16 protein-coding genes are annotated in these 22780 nt (G+C 57.0%); all 16 read left to right on the top strand.

Annotation, left to right across the window (positions count from 1 at the left end; genetic code table 11):
* Positions 1-73: 73 nt before the first annotated feature.
* The 16 genes from NSJP_RS17995 to NSJP_RS17920 all read left to right on the top strand — a co-directional run bounded on the left by NSJP_RS17995 (position 74) and on the right by NSJP_RS17920 (position 22710).
* A complete protein-coding gene (locus NSJP_RS17995; protein WP_080888253.1) occupies positions 74-1276 on the top strand; it encodes a PepSY-associated TM helix domain-containing protein in 1203 nt (400 codons plus the stop codon).
* A gap of 36 nt (positions 1277-1312) precedes the next feature.
* Positions 1313-1912, top strand: coding sequence for an RNA polymerase sigma factor (locus NSJP_RS17990; protein ID WP_172834448.1), 600 nt, complete (start codon positions 1313-1315; stop codon positions 1910-1912).
* A gap of 76 nt (positions 1913-1988) precedes the next feature.
* A complete protein-coding gene (locus NSJP_RS17985; RefSeq protein ID WP_080888251.1) occupies positions 1989-2978 on the top strand; it encodes a FecR family protein in 990 nt (329 codons plus the stop codon).
* Between the two features lie 97 nt (positions 2979-3075).
* A complete protein-coding gene (locus NSJP_RS17980; protein WP_080888250.1) occupies positions 3076-5634 on the top strand; it encodes a TonB-dependent receptor in 2559 nt (852 codons plus the stop codon).
* 249 nt (positions 5635-5883) lie between these two features.
* Positions 5884-6408, top strand: coding sequence for an RNA polymerase sigma factor (locus tag NSJP_RS17975; protein WP_080888249.1), 525 nt, complete (start codon positions 5884-5886; stop codon positions 6406-6408).
* A 98-nt stretch (positions 6409-6506) separates the two neighbouring features.
* Entirely contained in the window at positions 6507-7478 is a 972-nt protein-coding gene (locus NSJP_RS17970; RefSeq protein WP_080888248.1) for a FecR family protein, read from the top strand.
* Positions 7479-7672: 194 nt separating this feature from the next.
* A complete protein-coding gene (locus NSJP_RS17965) occupies positions 7673-10162 on the top strand; it encodes a TonB-dependent receptor (RefSeq protein ID WP_231989545.1) in 2490 nt (829 codons plus the stop codon).
* 258 nt (positions 10163-10420) lie between these two features.
* Complete coding sequence (locus NSJP_RS17960; RefSeq protein ID WP_080888246.1) at positions 10421-10939, top strand: RNA polymerase sigma factor; 519 nt, start codon at positions 10421-10423, stop codon at positions 10937-10939.
* Positions 10936-11928 (top strand): FecR family protein, encoded by a 993-nt coding sequence (locus NSJP_RS17955; protein ID WP_080888245.1) that lies wholly within the window; start codon positions 10936-10938, stop codon positions 11926-11928. The genes NSJP_RS17960 and NSJP_RS17955 overlap by 4 nt, the downstream gene beginning before the upstream one ends.
* 170 nt (positions 11929-12098) lie before the next feature.
* On the top strand, positions 12099-14723 hold the full coding sequence (locus NSJP_RS17950) for a TonB-dependent receptor (protein ID WP_080888244.1): 2625 nt from the start codon (positions 12099-12101) through the stop codon (positions 14721-14723).
* Positions 14724-15142: 419 nt separating this feature from the next.
* The gene (locus NSJP_RS17945; RefSeq protein WP_172834446.1) at positions 15143-15661 is read left to right on the top strand and encodes an RNA polymerase sigma factor; all 519 of its coding nucleotides are present in this window, start codon (positions 15143-15145) and stop codon (positions 15659-15661) included.
* Positions 15662-15739: 78 nt separating this feature from the next.
* Positions 15740-16720: a FecR family protein gene (locus NSJP_RS17940; protein ID WP_080888242.1), complete on the top strand. Its 981-nt coding sequence runs from the start codon at positions 15740-15742 to the stop codon at positions 16718-16720.
* 85 nt (positions 16721-16805) lie between these two features.
* The gene (locus NSJP_RS17935; protein ID WP_080888241.1) at positions 16806-19400 is read left to right on the top strand and encodes a TonB-dependent receptor; all 2595 of its coding nucleotides are present in this window, start codon (positions 16806-16808) and stop codon (positions 19398-19400) included.
* A 144-nt stretch (positions 19401-19544) separates the two neighbouring features.
* Positions 19545-20765, top strand: coding sequence for a PepSY-associated TM helix domain-containing protein (locus NSJP_RS17930; RefSeq protein WP_080888657.1), 1221 nt, complete (start codon positions 19545-19547; stop codon positions 20763-20765).
* A 289-nt stretch (positions 20766-21054) separates the two neighbouring features.
* Positions 21055-21564 (top strand): RNA polymerase sigma factor, encoded by a 510-nt coding sequence (locus tag NSJP_RS17925; RefSeq protein WP_172834445.1) that lies wholly within the window; start codon positions 21055-21057, stop codon positions 21562-21564.
* Between the two features lie 117 nt (positions 21565-21681).
* Positions 21682-22710: a FecR family protein gene (locus NSJP_RS17920; RefSeq protein WP_080888239.1), complete on the top strand. Its 1029-nt coding sequence runs from the start codon at positions 21682-21684 to the stop codon at positions 22708-22710.
* Positions 22711-22780: the final 70 nt, after the last annotated feature.

The raw sequence follows: 22780 nt of genomic DNA, 5'->3' as shown, positions 1-22780 counted from the left end.
GGTGGGGTAATACTTCTCCTCGACCGTCTTTACATAAGAGAGCAAGTTCGGTCCACGTCCCGCTCGGAAAGACATGCGCGCGATTGGTGTCACCATCCACCGCTGGGCGGGTCTCTTCACCGCTCTGTTCTTATTCGTCTCCGGCCTGACCGGCGCCGTCATTTCTTGGGATCATGAGATCGACGAATGGTTGAACGACCATCTGTTCGATGTCTCCAACATCGGACCCTCGATTCCCTATTTGGAGTTGGCGGCTCGCATTGAGGCGGCTGATCCCCGCGTGCGAGTCAGTCAGGTGCCTCTGCAAACAGAACCAGGCCGCTCGTTGTTGTTCGGTGTCCAGCCTCGTGTGGATCCGCAAACGGGGAAGCTCTACAAAGCGGGATACAACCAAGTCTTTCTCGACCCGGTCACGGGGAAGGAACTCGGTCGGCGTGAATGGGGAGCGGTCGCCGTGGACCGTGAACATCTCATGGCGTTCCTGTATCGGCTGCACTATACGCTGCACATCCCGAATTTCGCCGGGCAGAACCGCTGGGGACAATGGTTCATGGGAGGCATCGCGATCATCTGGCTGCTCGATTGCTTTGTCGCCCTTGCTATTTCCTTTCCCGATCGGTTCCGCTGGCGACGCTCGTTTTGGATCCGTCACGGTAGCCGCTATCAATTAAATTTCGACCTTCATCGGGCGGGCGGCTTGTGGACCTGGGGTGTGCTGCTCGTCCTTGCCGTGAGCGCAGTCTATCTCAATCTCAACCGAGAGATCGTGCGGCCCGCTGTGGCGGCGGTGGCTACGGTGACCCCCAACCCATTTGATGTCCGGACACAACGTCCGCTCAATCAGCCGATCGAGCCGAGGATCGACTATGCGGCGGCAATTGCGAATGCGCAAGAGGAAGCGCAACGAAAGCGCTGGCAGGAGCCTGTTGGAGCGGCAAGCTACAATGCCAGGTATGGTATCTACCAGGTGAGATTTTTCCAACCCGGCAACGACCATGGATCCGGAGGATTTGGGGTACGGAGGCTCTACTTCGACGGCTTAGACGGCGCCTACTTAGGCGAACTAATTCCAGGTAGTGGGACTGCCGGGGATCTGTTTCTCCAAATTCAATTCCCGCTCCACAGTGGCCGGATTGCCGGCATTCCCGGTCGTATCTTCATTTCAATCATGGGTCTCGTCGTCGCCGGCCTTTCGGTCACGGGTGTCGTGATCTGGATGAAGCGGCGCGGCAGGCTGTCGGCGGTGAGCGCGGCATTTCGTCGGGCGGCCATGTAGAGGCCAAGATAGCGGACAATGGCTGATTTTCCGGAAATGAAACATTCTCCTATCGAACCACCCCGTGCTACCTTCTGCCACGATCTCCTCCGCTTCAAGGAGGGATCGGCTGGATGGAAGATGCTGTCATACGCGCAAATTGAGAGTTTGTTCCATCAGTATCGCGAGGAATTGACCAGGCGGCTGACAGCCATGGTCCATTCGCGCGACACTGCGGCGGACCTGATTCAGGAAACCTATTTGAAACTCGTTCGCTTGGCGAATACCACCACGGTCGATCATCCACGGGCGCTCCTTCATCGAATCGCCACCAACCTGGCCATCGATCATTTGCGCGCCAGTAAGAGTGGCATTGTGGCCACCGAACCGTTGGAGGCGGCTCTGGAACGTCCCTGTCCGATCCCCTCACAGGAGCGGGAACTGATCGGAAAGGAGCGGCTGGAACGGTTTATCCAAGTCGTCGACACGCTTCCTCCCCGTACCAGGGAGGCGTTCCTGCTGTATCGCGTATATGAGTATTCGTACCGTGAAATTGCGACCAAGATGGGGATTTCGGTGAGCGGGGTGGACAAGCACATCCGCCGCGCCATCGAGCACACCTGTGCGTCCATTGAGTCGCTCGACGAAGACGAGTGAGAATCTTGGCGTGATTCCTCGTCACACTATATACTGGCCCTCCCTGCTCAGACCTCTGATACGACAGAGGGACCTCATGCCGTCTCCAGACAATCAGAACGATCGCCCGTCCCCTCCGGAGGCTCAACGGCTTCGGCAAGAAGCCGTCGGATGGTTGGCGCGCCTGAGCGATCGGGAGGCCACGATTGAGGACCGTCTGGCATTCGAACGGTGGCAATCTCAAAGTCCTGCTCATGCCCGCGCCTTCCAGAGCATCGCCGAAGTGTGGCATGACCCGGGACTGGATCGAGCGGCGCGGCTTGTCGCTCGAGCAGATAGTGTCCACGACCGGGAATCTCTGGCCGTCCGATCACGATGGAAACCGGCACTGACGGTTGCGGCGTGCCTGTCGGCGCTGCTGTTGGGTGCGGTCTACTTCGAGGTGCTGACGCGGCTTCAAGCGGATCATCAGACGTCTGTCGGCGAGCGGCGCACCGTTCGCCTGCCGGACCAATCGCTCGTGACACTCAACACGCAGTCTGCCATTGCGACGGCGTTCGACGGGACGGTTCGTAAAGTTCGACTACTCAAAGGCGAGGCGTTTTTCAAAGTGCAACATGATCCGAATCGTCCGTTCGTCGTCGAGGGCGGGGAGACGACTACGCGCGCCGTCGGGACTGAATTTGTCATTCGACAACAGGACCATGGCGATCGTGTAACCGTCATTGAGGGCGTCGTAGATGTCGCTTCGCGCAGTCGCGAAGGGACGAAAGAGCGAGTATCCGCGGGAAGCATGATCGAAAGCGAAAGCGGGCGATTGGGGCAGGCCAGGCCGGTGGACGCCTCTATGGCCTCGGCATGGCTGCAGGGCCTCTTGATCGTCGATGACGTTCCCCTGGCTCAGGTACTTGAAGAGATCAGACGGTATCATCCGGGGACAATCGTGCTCTGGAATCAGCAAATCGGTCAGCGCCATGTGACGGGCACCTACAAATTGGACGATCCTTCCAAGGTTCTGTATCACCTCACGAAGACCTTTCCACTTCGGACGGTCAGTTTGGCCGATCGCCTCGTGCTTCTCTTCTGATCATTCCGCCACAGTCTTTCACCGCCTCGCGAGCCAGGTGCGAAAACGTGCGCCGTGTTCCGTCTACTGACACAGAGACAGAGCAGGGAGGTAGCGGATGAAGCGCGAACGAAACGAAACGATAGGACTGAAGCTGCATCTGATCGGGCTCAGCGTAATTGTCTTGTGCATGATCGGTGGTGTGTGCGGACTTGGAACGGGTTTGGCTCAAGATAACGCGGAGAGTTCAGAGACAATAGCAAGGATGGATTTTCACATTCCCGCTCAACCGTTGGGAACCGCACTGAATGCCTTTGCCGTAACCAGTGGATGGCAGGTCAGTGCTTCGAGCGAATTGACTACCGGAGCCGAGTCTCCAGGCGTTGTCGGCAACTATACCCCTGAACAGGGATTGAAGAATCTCTTGTCTGGAACCGGGCTGACCTACCGGATGGACGGCTCGAAGATGGCGACTATTGAGCGCCAAACATCATCCGGCGTGGTGCCTGCCGTGGTGGCTGTAGGCGCGGCTGGTGCGGTCGCCGGTGCCATGATTGCGGCTGATGGATCGGAGGAAGCGGTTGTAACCGCTCAGAAGCCGGTCAAGGTACCGGAAGTCGTCGTGAAGGATGTGAAGGAGCGGCCACACCGGGAGGAATTGCTGCCAGAGTATCCGGGAGGTGATGTCGCGACTGGTGGGAGGCTCGGAGTGCTCGGCAATCGTGAAATCATGGACACGCCGTTCAATCAGACTAATTACACCTCGAAGGTCATCGAGAATCAGCAGATTCGTTATATGGCCGATGTCCTCAATAACGATCCGACAGCGCGGGCGAGTGCATCCCAATCGACCGGCGCGGATGACTTCAGCATTCGCGGATTCAGTGTGTCTAACCAAGATATTCTCTTCAACGGTCTTTACGGCGTTGCCCCTACGTTCTTCAACTCCATGATGACTGAATCACTCGAACGCGTCGAAGTACTGAAAGGTCCGTCGGCTCTGCTCGCAGGTGTTGCTCCTGGAGGCAGTATCGGGGGTATGATCAACCTGGTGCCGAAACGTGCCGGCCAGGATCCGCTGACCCAATTCACCGGTTCGTATATCTCAAGCACACAATTTGGAGGGCATGCCGACATCTCCAGGCGCTATGGCTCGGAGAAGCAGTTTGGTATTCGGTTGAACGGCGTCTATCGAAATGGCGACACGGCCATTGATTATCAATCGAGGGAATCTGCGCTGGCTTCGCTTGGGATGGACTATCGGGGCAGGAAATTCAGGCTGGCGGCGGACCTCGGTTATCAATATCAGAACATACAGGGCATGCGCGATTTCACAACCGTCGTCGCGGGAGTGCAGGTGCCCACGCCACCCAACAATCGTGGCAACTATGACGGCCCCTATGATTTCAGCAAGCCCACCGTCTACTACGGCACACTTCGGGGCGAATATGACCTGACCGATAATTTGTCGGCATTTGTTTCCACAGGTGGCAGCTATCGGAGCACTCGCTACAGCCTGGTTAATCGGACGATCGTCAATTCGCAAGGTGATCTGTCAGCCAATAACTTTGCCACCATGAGTGCCGACAAGACCACTGCTTGGACAGTAGAAACCGGGCTGCAAGGTCGTTTTGCCACGGGGCCGGTTCAGCACCAGACGGTGTTGGCCTATACCACGCTCCGCAGAGACTGGCAACGAGCCACTGTGCCAATTCCGCGACCCGCGTCGAACATCTATACCCCGACATTTGGACCGGCGCCGGATTTGTCGTTGCAGCCAGATCCCGGTAGTGGGAAGCCGTTGCAAGAGTCAGTACTTTCTGGCGCTACCCTGGCCGACACGCTCTCAATTCTCGACGAACGGGTGCAATTGACGGTAGGTGGACGGTTTCAGACGATTGACATAAAGCAATTCAACTTCACAACAGGTGTCATGACCACCAATTATAACGAAGATAAAGCGACACCTATGGTCGGCTTGGTTGTGAAACCCTGGCAGCAGGTAGCGTTCTATGCCAACTACATCGAAGGCTTACAGCAAGGTCCTACGGCTCCGGTGACTGCAGCCAATGCCGGAGAAGTCTTTGCGCCTTTTGTGGCCAAACAATATGAGGTCGGAGCCAAGGTTGATTTTGGCCGTTTCGGCACGACCCTGGCGTTCTATCAGATCGCCCAGCCAACAGGATTCGTCAATCCAACCACCAACATCTTTGGCGTGGATGGTGAGCAACGAAATCGCGGTATCGATTTCAATGTCTTCGGCGAAGTGATAGAGGGGGTCAGGTTATTGGGTGGCGCGGCCTTTATCGATGCCGAACTGACCAAGACGCAGGGCGGTATCAACGACGGTCACACAGGAATAGGAGTTCCCCGGTCGCGCTTAGTACTTGGCGGTGAATGGGATACGCCATTTCTTCAAGGGTTCACTCTGTTCGCTCGAGGTACTCGCAATAGCTCCATGTTTCTGAATGCGGCGAATACCCAAGAAGTTCCGAGTTGGGCGCGACTGGATCTTGGCGCACGCTACATGTTCTTACAACCCAACGGCAAACCTGTTACGATCAGAGCCAATGTGACGAACGTGCTGGATAGTGGGTATTGGGATGCCAATGCTTTCGGTCAGCTTACCTTAAGCGATCCTCGCGTTTTTTGGTTATCAGCCACTATCGACTTTTGAGCGAAACGTGTCCACTTCGATCCCTCCTCAACATTGCGTGCACCGCAGTCCTATGCTGGCCATTTCATTGTCAGAGACCCTCGTACCTTTTACCTCTCGGCCACGTTTGATTTTTGAACTGATATTGGTCTGTCACGAACCCCCGCGCTAGTTCATCTGGCAGCTTCTCCACTCGTAGTTCGAACGTTTTTCGATTTCCGGAAAGTAAACATTCCCGCTGAATGGACTTTCTGGTATCCTCCGGCTCCGATGAGTCTGACTTACCTCCAACTCGAGCAGCTCTTTGCCAGTCAGCGCGAGGCGTTGAGCCGCCGGTTGATGCGGCTGGTCCGCTCGAAGGAATTGGCCGCCGATCTCATACAGGAAACCTTCGTGCGGCTGATGGGAATGTCGGAAACGCAAACCGTATCCAACCCTCGGGCCTTGCTGTTCCGAACCGCGTCCAACCTGGCAATTGACCATTTGAGAAAACAAAAGGTCGAAAGCCGGCATATCAGCGAATCCGTTCCCCTGGAAGCCGCCGAGCAGGTTGCCTCCCAGGCCCCGACTCCAGAGCGGGAGTTATGGGGAAAGCAGCAACTCGAACGCGTGCAGGCAGCGATCGATGCGTTGCCCGCCTCGGTGCGCGAGACCTTCCTGCTCCATCGTTTTCACGGTTATGCCTACCACGAAATCGCCGCCATTCAGGGTGTGTCGGAGAGCACGGTCGATAAGCGGATGAATCGGGCGCTCAAGGACTGTTGGGCCGCTCTCCAATCGCAAAATAATTCCTGATGCCGCTACGGAAGTAGCGCGCTTCTTCGTCTACAGCTTATAGTACTGTTACCACGCCTGTATCCGAGGCCATTCACGGCGGTCGAGTAAAGCCACATATGGATCAGCCATCTACTCCGCTGCCATCAGACCAGAATCAAGATCGGATCGCCGATGAGGCGATTGCCTGGTTCTCTCGTCTTCGAATGAGCTCAGCCACCGCTCAAGACCTGGAGGCGTTCGAGCGTTGGTGTGACGCGCATCCAGCACACAGGGAGGTGTATGAGCGCGTCTCCGCCATGTGGGACAACCCAGGACTGAGCGTCGCGGCCTCGCGAACCGCAACATTCGATGGCAGCCGCAAGACGGCTACAGCGCAATGGCGACCGTTAGCCGCGATCGCGGCATCGGTTGTCATCCTCATTCTTGTCATTCTCCAGTGGGATCTGGTGACACGGGCTCAGGCTGACTACTACACCGGCGTCGGCGAGCAGACCACTGTGCGACTGCCTGATCAGTCCGTCATGACCTTGAACACCAGTACCGCCATTGCAGTGCAGTACGATCCGGCTGCGCGAAAAATCCATCTGCTCAGGGGGGAGGCGTCTTTCAAGGTCACCCCCGATCCCTCTCGGCCGTTTGTGGTCGAGCATCAGGGCATCCACACGCGGGCGGTGGGAACAGAATTTATCGTTCGGCAATTGTCGCGCGGCGCATTGGTGACGGTTTCCGAAGGAAAGGTGGCTGTGTCGAATCCAACGGCCTCGTGGCCGGTGATTCCACTGGAAGCGGGTCGTGAGGCCCGCGTGGATCGAGGAACCGGCGGCGAACCGTACGATGTCGATCTGGCCATCGCCACTGCATGGTTACACGGTCGACTGGTGGTAACGTCCGCGCGATTAGGCGATGTCCTCGACGAGGTCCGTCGCTATCACTCCGGGACCGTGATGGTCTGGAACCGCGACATTGAAAACATGCGGATCACAGGCACCTACAACTTGAATGATCCGTCCAAACTCCTTGGAACGCTGTCCAAGACCCTGTCCTTTCGAACGATCACCGTGGCCGGTCGTGTGACCGTCCTATACTAATCCTCTCGTCAAAAAATATTTCCCCGCGTCTTTACGGAGGCAGGGCATGACTTCGTCTACTCCTATCAGTCGGTCACAGTCGTACCAAGGAGGCGTCGGACATGCGGGACTTAGGTGGAGTTGCTGGCGGGACAAGAGTCGGATCCAACGTCAGCCTCATGGCATGGCGTTGGCGAGCGATGCTCGTACGATTGGTGCTGGCTCTCTTCACCGTCACATGTGTGGCGAGCCACAGCGCGGCTGCGGACGGCCGGTCCGAGAGCGCATCCGATGATCGAAAGATCGACTTCAACATTCCGCAGCAACCGGTTTCATCAGCCTTGCATGCCTTCGCTGGACAGACCGGCTGGGAAGTCAGCAGCCCGGCGGACGTGTCGGAAGGGAGGACATCTCCTGGCGTGCAAGGAACATTTGTGCCTGAGGATGGCCTCAAAGCAATGTTGGCAGGCACCGGATTGACCTATCGGTTGATCGGACCTCAAACGGCCACCATCGAGCGCGAGACCTCATCCGGCGTCGTGCCTGCCGTAGTGGCTGCAGGAGCGGCAGGCGCGGCCACCGGCGCCATGGCTGCAGCTAACGGATCGGAGGGGTACACCCAAACCGTTCAGAAGCCGGTCAAAGTTCCGGAAGTCGTCGTGAAGGATGTCAAGGAGCGTCCGCACCGGGAGGAATTGCTGCCAGAGTACGCAGGAGGTGATGTTGCGACGGGCGGGAGACTTGGAGTGCTCGGCAACCGGGACATCATGGACTCGCCGTTCAATCAGACGAATTACAGTTCCAAAGTCATTCAGAACCAACAGATTCGGTACATGGCCGATGTCCTCAATAACGATCCGACAGCGCGCGCGAGTGCATCCACATCGACAGGTGCGGACGATTTCAGCATTCGGGGTTTTAACGTCAGCAATGCGGATATCTATTTCAATGGCATGGTCGGTGTGGCTCCAACATTTTTTAACTCGATGATGGCTGAGTCTCTCGAACGGGTGGAAGTGCTCAAAGGACCCAGCGCCCTATTGAACGGCATCGCTCAACAGGGCAGCATCGGCGGCACCATCAATCTGGTTCCGAAGCGTGCCGGCGCCGACCCGCTGACTCAGTTTACCGGCTCTTATATTTCCTCCACACAATTCGGGGGGCATGCTGACATCTCCCGACGCTTTGGATCAGAGAAGCAATTCGGTGTCCGGTTCAACGGCGTATACAGGAGCGGCGACACCCCGATAGACTATCAGTCACGAGAGTCTGCCCTGGGTACACTGGCACTTGATTATCAGGTCAAGAGATTTCGCGTCGTCGCGGATCTGGGCTATCAATATCAAAACATGCAAGCCATCCGTGACTTCACGACTGTTTCTTCCGGAGTACAAGTACCGAAGGTGCCCAACAATCGAGGAAACTACGATGGTCCGCACGACTTCAACAAACCTCAGGTGTATTACGGCGACTTGCGAGGCGAATACGACATATTAGATCAGTTGACCGTATTTGCTGCGGTGGGCGGTAGCTATCGCAATTCTCGCTATGTCTTGACCAATCGCAACATCACCGATGCGGCCGGTGATCTGGAACCGACCAGCACGCAGTTGATCGCTGAAACAATGGCCGCCTGGACGGTCGAAGGAGGCTTGCAAGGACGGTTTGTGACTGGTCCTGTGCGACACCAGGCGACACTTGCCTATACATATTTCAACAGATTTCGAAAGGAAGGATCGGGGCCATTTACGGACGTTCCCCAATCCAATATCTACAACCCGACATTTGGACCAGCACCGGATACCTCTGTCGATCCAGCCCTCCATAAGATACAGGACATGACTCTGACAGGAACGACGCTGGCCGACACGCTGTCCATGTTCGACGAACGACTACAATTGACCGTCGCGGGACGATTGCAGACGATCGACAATACCAGATTTACGGCGAACACCGGATCGATTCGGAGCACCTACTATGAAAGCGCCGTCACTCCGATGGTAGGACTGGTTGTCAAGCCATGGCAGCGTGTCTCTCTTTACGCCAACTATATTCAGGGGCTTCAGCAGGGACCTGTCGCTCCACTGACCTCAGCCAATGCCGGAGAAATATTCGCACCCTTCGTCACCACGCAATATGAATTCGGCGGCAAGGTGGATTTCGGGCATCTTGGGACAAGCTTGGCCTTCTACCAGATTGCCCAGCCGTCTGGATTCGTCAACCCCACGACGAATGTGTTTGGGATTAACGGCGAACAACGTCACCGCGGCATGGACTTTAATATCTTCGGTGAATTGACAGAAGGCGTACGGCTACTGGGAGGTGCAGCGTTTATTGATTCCGAACTTACGAAGACCGAAGACGGTTTAAACGATGGGCACCGCGGCATTGCTGTTCCTAGGTGGCGATTCGTGCTGGGCGGGGAATGGGATACCCCCTTTCTTTCTGGATTCACCCTGTTTGCGCGAGGCACCCACAATACTTCCATGTTCCTCGATCAGGCGAACACACAGGAAGTTCCAGGTTGGGCACGCTTGGATCTGGGCGCGCGCTATATGTTCTTACAGCCGAACGGCAAACCTGTGACTATTAGGGCCAATGTGACCAATGTACTGGATAGCGGCTATTGGGATGCCAATTCCTTCGGTCAGCTTACGGTGAGCGATCCCCGTGTGTTCTGGTTGTCAGCCACTATCGATTTTTGAGAGAACCATTTCCACTTCGATCCCTCCATGACATTGCGCGGCACGGCAGTCCACAGGCCGGTCAGATCATTCCAAGGGAGCCGCGAACGTTCGACCTCTCGGCCACGTTCGATTTCTAATGATGAACGGATTATTCGACGATTCCGGAAAGTAAACATGCCCGTTGGGCTCGCATTCTAGTAGACTACCGTTCCTTCAGGACGTGACGAGGCCAGGCTCGCTGCGCCGAATCATTCGCCCTGAATCGAAGGAGTCTACGTGTCGACTGAAAAAGACCTCGGGTCGTTGTTTCTTGCCCACAGGCCGGAGCTCCAGGCCTGGCTGACCAGAAAGCTCCGCTGCCCGCACATGGCGGCGGACTTCACGCAGGACATTTTTCTGCGCCTGGCGGAACTTCCTGCGTCCAAGGTCATCGGCAACGTCCGCTCATATCTCTACCGCTCGGCGCACAACCTGGTCATCGATCATTTTCGCAAAGCGGAACGGCAACAGACGTTTCCAACCGCTCACGAGCAATTGCTGGATATTCCCGAAGAGCGGGCGCCAGCGGACGTGGCCTTGTCGGCGCATCAGGAGTGGGTGCGGCTCCAGGCCGTGCTCGGGAACCTGCCGGAGCGCACGCAACACATCTTCATGCTGAATCGGGTGGACGGGTTGACGTACACTCAGGTGGCGAGCCGTCTGGGAATTTCGGAAAGCTCCGTCCAGAAGCATCTGTCGAAGGCCCTGCTCGAAGTCATGACGCATTGTCACAGCCGGGAGCATGGCGAAACATGACCGCTACGACCATGTCATCTGACTTGAGACATCAAGAGATTTTCGCAGAAGCCGCCCAATGGGTCGTTCGTCTCGGCGCTGAGTCGGTGACCGAGGCGGAGCGCGCGGCCTGCCGTCGATGGAAGGCGCAGAGTCCGGTTCATGAGGCTGCGTTCGATCACGCCGAGGGAATGTGGCGTCATGTCGCACAGGTCGGACAGATGTCTCACGAATCTGGAATCTCGGCGAAAGCGGCGCCGTCTCTGGCGTCAGTCAACCGGTCGCGGTGGCTGCCGATCGCGGCTTGCTGCGCGGGCCTGGCGCTCGCCTCGATCTTCCTATTCGAAGAGGTCCGTGTCTTGATGACGGCCGATTATCGGACGGTTGCCGGAGAGCGGCGTGAGGTGGCCTTGCCGGACAACTCGCGGGTCACATTGAACACAGGCAGCGCCATTGCCCTGCATTTTGACGATCATGAACGGCGGGTCGAACTCCTGAACGGGGAAGCGCTCTTCGTCGCGGCTCCCATGCAAGGTGCCGAGACGCGTCCGTTTGTCGTGTCGGCGGGCTCCAGCAGGGCTCGCGCGATGGGGACACAGTTTCTGGTTCGCCGGACAGGCCGCACTGAAGAGGTGACGGTTATCGAGCATCGAGTGGCCGTGTCCTTGCAGCGGGAATCGGCATTTATGCCAGTCGTGGTCGATGCAGGACACCGGGTTCGGTACGATTCCGTCTCCGGGTTGGGAGCGGTGGCCGACGCCAATATCGACCAGGCCACGTCATGGCAGCGGGGCCGCTTGATGTTCGATCGCATGCCACTGGACGAGGTCATTGCCGAGATCAATCGCTACCGGCGCGGCCGCATCGTCGTCTTGAACAAGGAACTGGCGGGCAGGCGCGTCAGCGGTGTGGTCATGATCGATAAGATCGACGATTCCCTCTCTCTGATCACATCCGAATTGGGCGCGACCACAACCTCCCTATCTCCTCTTCTCACGTTCCTCTACTAGCCACCTTTCCCTCACCCAGTCATCGGCCGCCATCTTCTTGTCTATGGCTTCCTATCACGGTGGTAGGCGTACGGCCGGTTACCGACTTTTTGGAGTGGTTCGTCTTCTCCAATGACGGGCGAATTCCGGGTGTTCTTCATACCGCTCGAAAAAGCCAAGGAGTGCCTCATATGGATCGATGGGTAGGTCACGTTCGGCGTCGTCATTGGGCATGGCTGAGGCCTGGCGTGATGGCGTTCGTCGGTGCTTTGAGACTGCTATCCGTTGACGGGGAGATCTCTCACGCAGCTGAGCCGGTCGTACAGTCACCGGCCGTCCTCCTGGCGCAGGCGAATCAAGCGGCGCAAGGGACGGTCGAATTCAATATTCCTGCTCAGGAACTGAATAGTGCGTTGCTGACGTTTGCTGACCGCAGCGGCGTGCAAGTATTTTACGATGCAGACCGGATGACGGGCCTGCACACCCAAGGTGTTGCGGGCCCATTCACCTGGCAGGATGCCTTGCGCCAGCTGTTGTTAGGAACAGGAATGGAATATCGTGTCACCGGCGAACGGACGGTGACAATTCAGAAAAGCGACTCGGCCGACCTCGTGCCCGGCGCGATCGCCGCAGGGGCCGCCGTAGGAGTGGGCGCGGGGGCTGCGGCCGCAGCGGCAGCCGCCGATTCCGGTGGCGCATCTTCGGAGGGTGCTGCGGGAGGGAAGCCGGTCAAAGTTCCGGAGATTCTGGTGAAAGATGTGAAGAAGCGCGAGACGCAGGAACTGGACAATCTTCCGCCGGAGTATGCTGGCGGAGACGTCGCTCGCGGCGGCCGAGTGGGCATCCTTGGTAACAAGGACATCATGGATACACCGTTCACGCAGATGAATTATACGTCAAAGCTTGTGCAGGATCAGCAAGTGCGCTTTCTGACCGATGTGCTAAGAAACGATCCATCCGTACAAATTGTTCAACCGGCTTCGACGGGATTTACGAACTTCTCAATCCGTGGGTTTCCCGTTGGTGCCGATAGCACATTCTTCAATGGCTTCATGGGAATCGCTCCCACAGCCGATAGCACAATGATGACAGAAGGCGCAGAGCGATTTGAAGTCTTGAGGGGTCCCAGCGCCCTACTCAATGGGGCCGCTCCCGGGAACACCACGGGAGGAATGATCAATGTCGTACCAAAGCGGGCCGGAGAGGAAGCGCTAACTCAGCTGACCGCTCAATACATCTCCGATACCCAGTTCGGCGGACATGCGGATATCAGCCGCCGATTCGGTAAGGACAATCAGTTTGGTGTTCGTATTAATGGCGTCTATCGCAATGGTGATTTGCCAGTTAACCATTCGTCTCTTGAGTCAGCGTTGGTAACGGCGGGCCTTGATTATCGCGGCGACTTCATTCGACTCTCGGCCGACTTCGGATATCAGCAGCAGGAAGCAAGGGGGGCTAGACGACAATTTGGTGTGGGTGCTGGGGTAACGGCTTTGCCCGAGCCCCCTGACCTCCATATCAATGCAAACCAACCTTGGGAATTCAATGACACGCGTGTTCTGTATGGCACTCTCCGCGGCGAGATCGATGTCAATAAATACCTCACAGCGCTTGCTGGGTTTGGCACAAATTGGACGCAGCGTGAGAGTATATTTACCAATCGAGAAATTGACAGTTCGGCAGGCACACTTTCGGCTTCTGGCAACACGGTTCGACAATTGGTTTCGAAAACTCAGATCTTGACCTTCGACGCCGGGCTGCGCGGTTCTTTCCATACTGGTCCTGTCCATCATCAAACAGTTGCAGCCTACACTCTATACTCATCAGAATTTCGTCTCACGAACTTGCGTTCCGGGGTCCCTGCTTCAAATATCTACAATCCAGTATTCGCGCCGGAGCCACCCGCATCTAACATGCCAACTCTAAGCGATGCCAAGCCCTTTTCAGAAACTCAGCTCTCCGGAGCCGTGCTTGGGGATACCCTTTCAATTCTTGATAAACGCGTGGAATTGACTGCCGGTGTCAGATTTCAACAAATCAAGTCAACTAATTTTGACGCTACGACTGGTGCCGTAACAAGCGATTATGACAAGTCCGCTGCAACTCCTATGGTGGGGCTGGTAGTTAAACCGTGGAAGAATGTCTCAGTTTATGGAAACTATGTCGAGGGACTGCAACAAGGCCCCACAGCTCCTGCGAACGCTGCAAATTTTGGTGAAGTCTTTGCTCCGTTTGTCTCAAAGGGGTATGAAGTGGGCACTAAAGTTGATTTCGGTCGTATTGTCACAACGTTGGCAGCCTTTCAAATTACCCAGCCAAGCGGTTTCATCAATCCTGCGACGAATGTGTTTGGTGTGGATGGAGAGCAACGCAACCGGGGAATAGAATTCACAGCCTTCGGAGAAGTGATGGAGGGGTTACGCCTTCTTGGCGGCACGAGCTATATCGACGCCGAGTTGACCAAGACAGCAGGTGGAGTCAATGAAGGAAATAAGGCACCGATCTTCCCATTTCAGTTCACACTTTATGGCGAATGGGATTTGCCCTTCATGAAGGCCCTCACGCTTACGAGCCGCGTAACGCATGCCTCATCGCAATACATTAATATTGCTAACACCCAACAGATAAGGGAATGGACTCAATTGGATATTGGGGCACGCTATCGCTTCGAACGTTCTAACGGCAAACCGATCACCGTCCGCGCTAATCTAGACAATGCACTTAATACTAACGCATGGTACGGAAGTTCCTCAGGGAACAGTATTTTTGTGAGAGATCCCCGCACTTTCCTGCTCTCAGCCACGTTCGATTTTTGAGGCCCGGCGCCTCGGGGACCTGCACGCTTCCGATCAGCGCCTCTCCCATTACGGATAACGGGACAGGAATCGGGCTGGATTGCTTGCATCAGCCCCCATGGTGAGAGACTAGATTAGCGGAATCAAACGGAGCGAGCGCTCATTCCGTTGTCATGCTGGCAAAAGCGGGCAGCCGTCCATCGATCAGGCCCCACTGCTGAGTAGCAGGCCTTGCCTGGAGCCTGCCTTCGTGGGAATAACAACTTCAGTACTTCTTCCAGCTGCAAACGGACCTGCTACCCAAGAGATATTCGCGATTCTCCGTCTCCCGCATGGACCGATTCCTTCTCATTTTCCGGAAACTAAACATTCCCGCTTCCCCGCGCGTTATGTTAGCGTTCCCGCCATGCGGTGTAATTAAGGCAGGGATCGGGCAGGCCATGACGCTGTCTTACGCGCAAATAGAACACCTGTTCCATCAGTACCGTGACGAGCTCACGCGACGGCTCTTGACGATGGTCCAGTCGAGGGAAACGGCGGCGGATCTCGTCCAGGAGACCTATTTACGACTTCTGGGGCTGGCCGATAGACAAGTGGTCGAACAGCCGCGTGCATTGCTGCATCGTATCGCCACTAATCTCGCCATCGATCATGCAAGAAGGGAAAAGAACCGGCTGCATGATAGCGGCGATGCGGAGGCGACGCTGAACGTCGCATCGCCCGTCCCATCACAGGAACGTCAACTCCAGGCCAAGCAGAGATTTCATCGCTTTCTTCAGTCGACTGAAGTTCTACCTCCGCGAACCAGAGAAGCCTTTCTGCTCTATCGCGTGTACGGGTACACCTATAGGGAAATTGCCCGTCGAATGGGTATATCGGAAAGCGCCGTGGAAAAATTATTGATGCGCGCCCTTGATCAATTCTGTCGCAGCGTTGAGACGCAGGACTCGTCCGACTGAGGAGATTGGCCTGTGAATCCGTCACAAGCTATACTACAGGCCTCTTCGCTCCTGCGGCGTCATTGCCGGGATAGAAGCATGCCAACCACGAACCAATCATCGTCGTCAGGAGAGGGTGGACTTCGCGCCGAAGCCATCGCCTGGGTCATCCGTTTGCGGAACCAGCACCTGTCTCCAGAGGAGCGTCAGGCCTTCGATGCTTGGCATGCGCAAAGCCCCATCCACGCCAAAATGTACAAGAACGTATCCGAAGTCTGGGACGACCCCGAGTTGCATGGCGCGGCTATCGAAGCGGCACGAACGGAGGTGCCGAGTACGGCGAGGCCGCGGCCTGCCATCTCGCGATGGTTTGGGTACGGATCAGCCGTAGCTGCTTGCGCCATCCTGATGTGGATGGCCGCGTTCGAGTTCGATCTTATCACGAAATGGCAGGCGGACTTTTCCACCGTGGTCGGTGAGCGACGAATGATTGAATTGCCCGATCACTCCATGGTCATGCTTAATACGGATACGGCGATCGCCATGGCATTCGACGAGCAGGGGCGGCGGATTCGGTTGCTGAAAGGGGAGGCATCGTTCAAGGTGCAATCCGATCCTGACCGACCATTTTTGGTTGAAAGCACAGACACGACCACGCGGGCCGTCGGAACGGAATTCATCGTTCGAGCCGGCAGCATGAGCGATCGCGTCACGGTCGTCGAGGGAACCGTGGAAGTGGCGAATCGACGGACGGACGAGCAGACGAAGCGATTGTCGGCCGGCTTTCAGGTCGAAATGCAGACCGGCCGGCTGGGCGACCCGCGACCGGTCGACTTGTACACGGTTGCTGCTTGGCGACGAGGCCGGCTCGTGGTCAACGGCGCGCCGCTTGAGCAAGTCATCAACGACGTGCGTCGTTACCATCCGGGCATGATTCTGTTGTGGAATCGAGACCTGGCATCCACGCAGGTCACCGGAACCTATAATCTCGAAGAACCATCAAAGATCCTCGCACTTCTGACAAAGACCTTCCCCCTCCGTTCGGTCGCCGTCACGGACCGATTCATCGTTCTGTATTAGTCTCCTCACTTTTCCCTGACGTGGGCTGAGGGAAATTGTTTTCTCTTGCGTCTACGCTTGCGTAGGACAAACAAGGGAGGGGTGGATGGAGGATACCTACCGGAGGGACAGAACACACGATGACATGCGGGCGTTCGATGGGTCTAGGGATCGCGGGAACCAACACGCACTCGTCTTCTTTGTCATCGCACTGACGTCCTTCGTGGCATGGAGCGAATCGGCCCATGCACAAGGAGGAACCTTCACCGCTCAGATGCCCTCCGTCGTGGACTTCAACATTCCGTCACAACCGCTGGGCAACGCCGTCAATGCCTTTGCCGATGCGACAGGGTGGCAGGTCAGCGTGCCCACCGACCTTGCCGCCGGGAAAGTTTCTCCGGGTGTCATCGGATCTCATGAAGCGTTGGACGCACTGAGCCGGTTGCTTGCAGGAACCGGCCTGACGTATCGCGTGACGGATGTGAATGCCGTCACACTGGTGCCAGGTTCTTCTTCCGATGTCGCGCCAGCGGTGGTCGCGGCTGGCGCTGCCGCAACCGCCGGCGCCGTGGCCGCCGTTGATGGATCAGAGGAAGCGACTCAAACCGCACAGAAACCGATCAAAGTTCCGGAGATTCTGGTGAAGGACGTCAGGCAGCGAGTGACGCAGGAACTGGACAATCTGCCGCCCGAATATGCAGGCGGCGATGTCGCTCGCGGCGGCCGAGTGGGCATCCTTGGTAACAAGGACATCATGGATACGCCGTTCACCCAGATGAACTACACCTCGAAGATCATTCAGGACCAGCAGGCGCGGTTTCTTGCGGACGTCCTCAAAAACGATCCTTCCGTACAACTTGGCCAGCCGTCCGCGACGGGGTTTACAAATTTCGCGATTCGTGGATTCCGGCAGGGCGACAACGATACATTGTTCAATGGCCTGGCGATCGCCCCGACTTTCAATGGGACTATGATGACGGAGTCTATCGAGCGGGTCGAGGTCCTCAGAGGACCCAACGCCGTGCTCAATGGGGCCGCACCATTTGGAAGCATCGGAGGCATGGTGAACCTGGTAGCCAAACGCGCCGGCGAGGAAGCGCTAACCCAGCTCACGGCGCAGTATATGTCCGATACCCAATTTGGTGTGCATGGAGATATTGGCCGACGCTTTGGTAAGCATAAGGAGTTTGGCGTTCGCATCAATGGAGTGTACCGGAATGGGGATCTGCCTATCGACCACTCCTCGCGGCAATCGGCATTGGCAACTATGGGCTTGGATTACCGAGGCGACATCGTCCGTCTGTCGGCGGATTTCGGTTATCAGGAGCAGGAGATAGATGGTGCCCGACGGCAGTTCTTGGTGGCTCCCGGACTGACGGCACTGCCGGAGCCGCCCAATACCCGCACCAATGCCAACCAGCCATGGGAACTCAGTCACTCTCGTGCGCTGTACGGCACTCTGCGTGGCGAGGTTGATGTGACCAAGTACCTCACCGCCTTTGCCGACTTTGGCATCACAAATGATCGCCGACAAAGTATTATCTCCAATCGCCAGATTTCCGATTCCTTTGGCACATTGGCCGCGACGAATACTCCTTTTGCTACGGCGATTGAAAACCAGATCATAACGTTCAACGCCGGACTACGCGGAACCTTCGACACCGGACCTATTCATCACCAGGCTGTCGCGGCCTATACCCTGTTCTCACGAGACAATCAAAATCGTCAACCGTCTTTTACTCTTCCTGCTTCAAATATCTACAATCCCGTCTTAGTTCCAGGACCACCAGCGTCGTTACCGCCGAGTTACGGCAGCATGCAAAAACTTAGTGAAAATGATCTCTATAGCGCCATGCTCGGTGATACCCTCTCGATCCTCGATGAGCGCGTGCAACTAACCGGCGGAGTGCGCTTTCAACAGATCAAGACTACCAACTTCAATCAGGCGACGGGGGCCGTGGCCAGCGAGTATGATGAAAGCGCGCCCACGCCGATGGTCGGGCTGGTTGTGAAGCCATGGCAGCATGTCTCGCTCTATGGAAACTATATTGAGGGACTTCAGCAAGGCCCTACGGCTCCGGCGACTGCGACCAATGCCGGTGAAGTTTTCGCTCCGTTTGTGTCCAAAGGGTACGAAATCGGCGCCAAGGTGGACTTCGGTCGTATTGCCACTACTTTGGCCGTCTTTCAAATTACCCAGCCGAATGCGTTCGTCAATCCCACCACGAACGTCTTTGGCGTCGATGGTGAACAGCGTAATCGTGGTGTGGAGTTCATGGTTTTCGGTGAGGTGATGGAGGGGCTCCGCGTCGTTGGTGGCACGACCTATATCGACGCCGAATTGACCAAGACGCAAGGCGGCGTCAATCAGGGCAACAAAGCCGCGGTTACTCCCTTTCAATTGACCGCTTATGGCGAATGGGACATGCCCTTTCACAAGGCGCTCACTTTGACCACCCGTGTGGCACACGGATCCTCCCAATATGTAAATCTCGCTAATACCCAGCAGGTCCCTGAATGGACTCAATGGGACCTTGGAGCTCGGTACTGGTTCAAAGGGCTAATCGGCAAGCCGATCACAATTCGCGCATTTCTTGAGAATGTGCTCAATAACAACGCATGGTACGGGAGTTTTTTTGCCGGCCAGATCTTTGTGAGAGATCCTCGAACCTTTCTGCTCTCGGCCACGTTCGATTTCTAATCTGACAACATTACGTCACCCGGGCTCAAATACCACGCAGGGATGCGAAGGGGGTATTCGCCGGCAAAAACGTCATACTCTATGAGGGCGTCCTGTGGTGATGCCGGGGAGTCTATGGGCGTCGGGTTCAAATACGTGATCCACATGCGTATCTTGGGTGTCGTGATCCATCGGTGGGCCGGGTTGCTGACTGCCCTGTTCCTGTTCATGTCCGGGCTGACGGGCACGGTCATTTCCTGGGACCATGAAATCGATGAATGGCTCAACACCCATCTGTTCGATGCGGACACGACCGGCCCGGCGATTCCCTACCTCGAGTTGGCGGCCCGCATTGAAACCGCCGATCCTCGCGTGCGTGTCAGCAACGTGCCTTTGCAAACCGAGCCGGGCCGGTCGCTGCTGTTCGGCGTGCAGCCGCGTGTGGATCACCAGACGGGGAAACTCTATCGCTTGGACTATAACCAGGTCTTTCTCGATCCGGGAACGGGGAGGGAGCTAGGCCGTCGCGAGTGGGGTGCGGTGGCCGTGGACCGGGAACATCTCATGGCGTTTCTCTATCGCCTCCACTATACCTTGCACATCCCCAATTTCGCCGGTCAGAACCGTTGGGGCCACTGGTTTATGGGCGGGGTTGCGCTGATCTGGCTGTTCGACTGCTGTGTCGCCCTGGCCATTTCCTTTCCCGACCGGCAACGATGGCGAAAATCCTTCGCGATTCGCCTGGGCAGCCGCTATCAACTGAATTTCGACCTGCATCGGGCCGGTGGCTTGTGGACCTGGGGCATGTTGTTAGTCCTGGCGATGAGCGCGGTGTACTTGAATCTGAACCGGGAGATCGTCCGCCCGGTCGTGTCGACGATGACGACCGTGACTCCGAGCCCGTTCGATGTGCGGGTGCAACGGCCCTTGAACAATCCCCTGGAGCCGACGCTCGACTACGCCGCCGCGATCGCCAGAGGTCAGGAAGAGGCTCGGCTCAAGGGCTGGACCGAGCCGGTGGGGAGCATCTCTTACAACGCCCGGTACGGCATCTACCAGGTGAGATTTTTCCAACCCGGCAACGATCACGGGTCCGGAGGGTTCGGCGTGCGGAGGATCTATATCGACGGGACGGACGGCGCCTACCTCGGTGAGTTGATTCCCGGAACTGGAACTGCAGGCGACATGTTTCTCCAACTCCAGTTCCCGCTCCACAGCGGCCGTATCGCCGGCGTACCCGGTCGCATCTTCATTTCACTCATGGGGCTGGCCGTCGCTGGGCTTTCGGTCACAGGAATCGTGATTTGGTTGAAGCGGCGCGGCACCCTGAGCGCCTTGACGACCGCGCCGAACAATTCTTCGCGCAATTCCCTGGCGTCTCATTAGACGGACGACCGGAGGTCCTTCCGCAAGCCAGCGTCCAAACGCTCTCTAATTCCGATTATTTGGATTGTTCGATTCGGCCGCTGTTTTTTTCTGCGGTCAGTGCGGTTTTGTCTTTCTGAAACGTCTGATCAGTGGGGTACCTCAATGCTTGGTATTCCTACATTACGGATCCACCTCCGCGTGACCCGACTCGTGACGGCCTCGCAGCCTAGGACCTGGTCTGCCGATGACGGTTTTGAGGGGACCGGAGCGTATATGCGCGCCGGGATCCTTTCCCGAGGATATTGCCATGAGCGGCCACGATCTTGCCCATCTGTTCAGCGATCACGCCCCGGACGTGCAGCGCTTTCTGGCAAGTCGCGTGTCGTGTGAGGCGACGGCGGCGGATCTGACGCAGGAAACCTTTCTACGGCTGGCCCAGCTGCCTGATCTCCAGGCCATCGAAAACTTTCGCACCTACGTGTTTCGGATCGCCGCCAATCTGGCGACCGATCATCTGCGCGCACGCGCGCGGCGGCGCTCGTCGATGGAGGATCGGGAGGAAGGCGTGCTGGATCATCCCGATGGCGCTTCCACCCCCGAAGCGGCGTTACTGGCCAAGGAGGAATTGGCGACCGCGTTGGCGGCCTTGGAGGAACTCTCGCCACTCTGCCGGCGTATTTTCTCACTCAATCGATTCGAAGGGCTGCCTCATCGAGCCATTGCGGGCCGTCTCGACATCAGTCTCAGCACCGTGGAAAAGAACATCGCGCGGGCATTGAACCATTGCCGGCGACGGATGAAGGAGGCCTCCCGCTGATGCCGCGCTCGAGCGATCTGGTTATTCGCCGATGAAACGTCTTGTAGAAGGCGCCTCTTGATCGGAAGGGCTGAAGTGTCGTACTTGAACTGGCGTATCCATGGATGGTGGTGGTCTATGTCCGGACCTGATCCAACGGGCGATGAACAGGAGCGTCTGGAAACTGAAGCCGTGACCTGGATCGTCAGGCTGACGTCCGGCGATGCTACGGAAGCCGATCATGACGCGGTCAATGCGTGGCGACGTCTTAGCCCGGACCATGAAGAGGCTTTTCTAAAGGTGGAACGTCTGTGGATCGGCTTGGAAGGCCTGCGTTCCCATGTCGCCGAGCCATCGGCCGAGTTTCTTTCGACGAAGTCCGCACCGGCCTCGTCGACTGTGGCAAGTGCCGGAAGAGGGCGACGTGCGACTGCGCGACCCCGGGTCGCGTGGTGCGCCATCGCGGCCACGCTGTCGGCGATCGCCATCACCGTCGTGCTGCAGTCCGGGTTCTTCGCGCGCTTTTCTGCGGATTACCGGACGGGGACCGGTGATCAGGAAACAGCCAGGCTGGCCGACGGCAGCCTTCTCCAACTCAATACGCAAGCGGCGGTCGCCATTCGGTTTACCGATTCCACGCGGAGAGTGGATGTGTTGGAAGGGGAGGCGGATTTCCAGGTTGCGAAGGATATCTCACGCCCCTTCGTTGTGACGACGGATGACGGCAACGTGCGCGCGGTCGGTACGGAATTCATGGTCCGCAAAATGCCGGATACGACGGTCGTCACGGTTATCGAAGGCATCGTGGAAATTCGTGCCTTACCAGGACGGTCGGGCGGGGACGAACCGGTCCGCCTCGAGGCTGGCCAGCGTTTGCAGTTCGGCCCGGCGCTAGGAGTCGGCCCGGTTCAACGGGTCGATACGCACCTGGCCACAGCCTGGCAACGGAACAAATTAATTTTCGAGGGCACTCCCCTGGCGACCGTCGTGGACGAGATCAACCGGTACCGACCCGGCCATATCATGTTGTTGAGCCCAAGCCTTTCCAATCACCGCGTCAGCGGCGTCTTCGATCTCGATCGGCTGGATTCCGCAGTGGCCGCAATTGAACGGACATTGCCGGTGACGACCGTTCATATGACCAACCGATACGTATTTCTCCGCTGAAGCCTCACCTCGTTTTGACTTTCTCCTAAAAATTCCCGTCCGGTTTTCTCGTGGTTCATCGTCTATTACC

The organism is Nitrospira japonica (assembly GCF_900169565.1).
Classification (GTDB): Bacteria; Nitrospirota; Nitrospiria; order Nitrospirales; family Nitrospiraceae; genus Nitrospira_C; species Nitrospira_C japonica_A.
The sequence above is the reverse complement of the archived record's forward strand: the minus strand, read 5'-3'. Positions and strand labels throughout refer to the sequence as shown.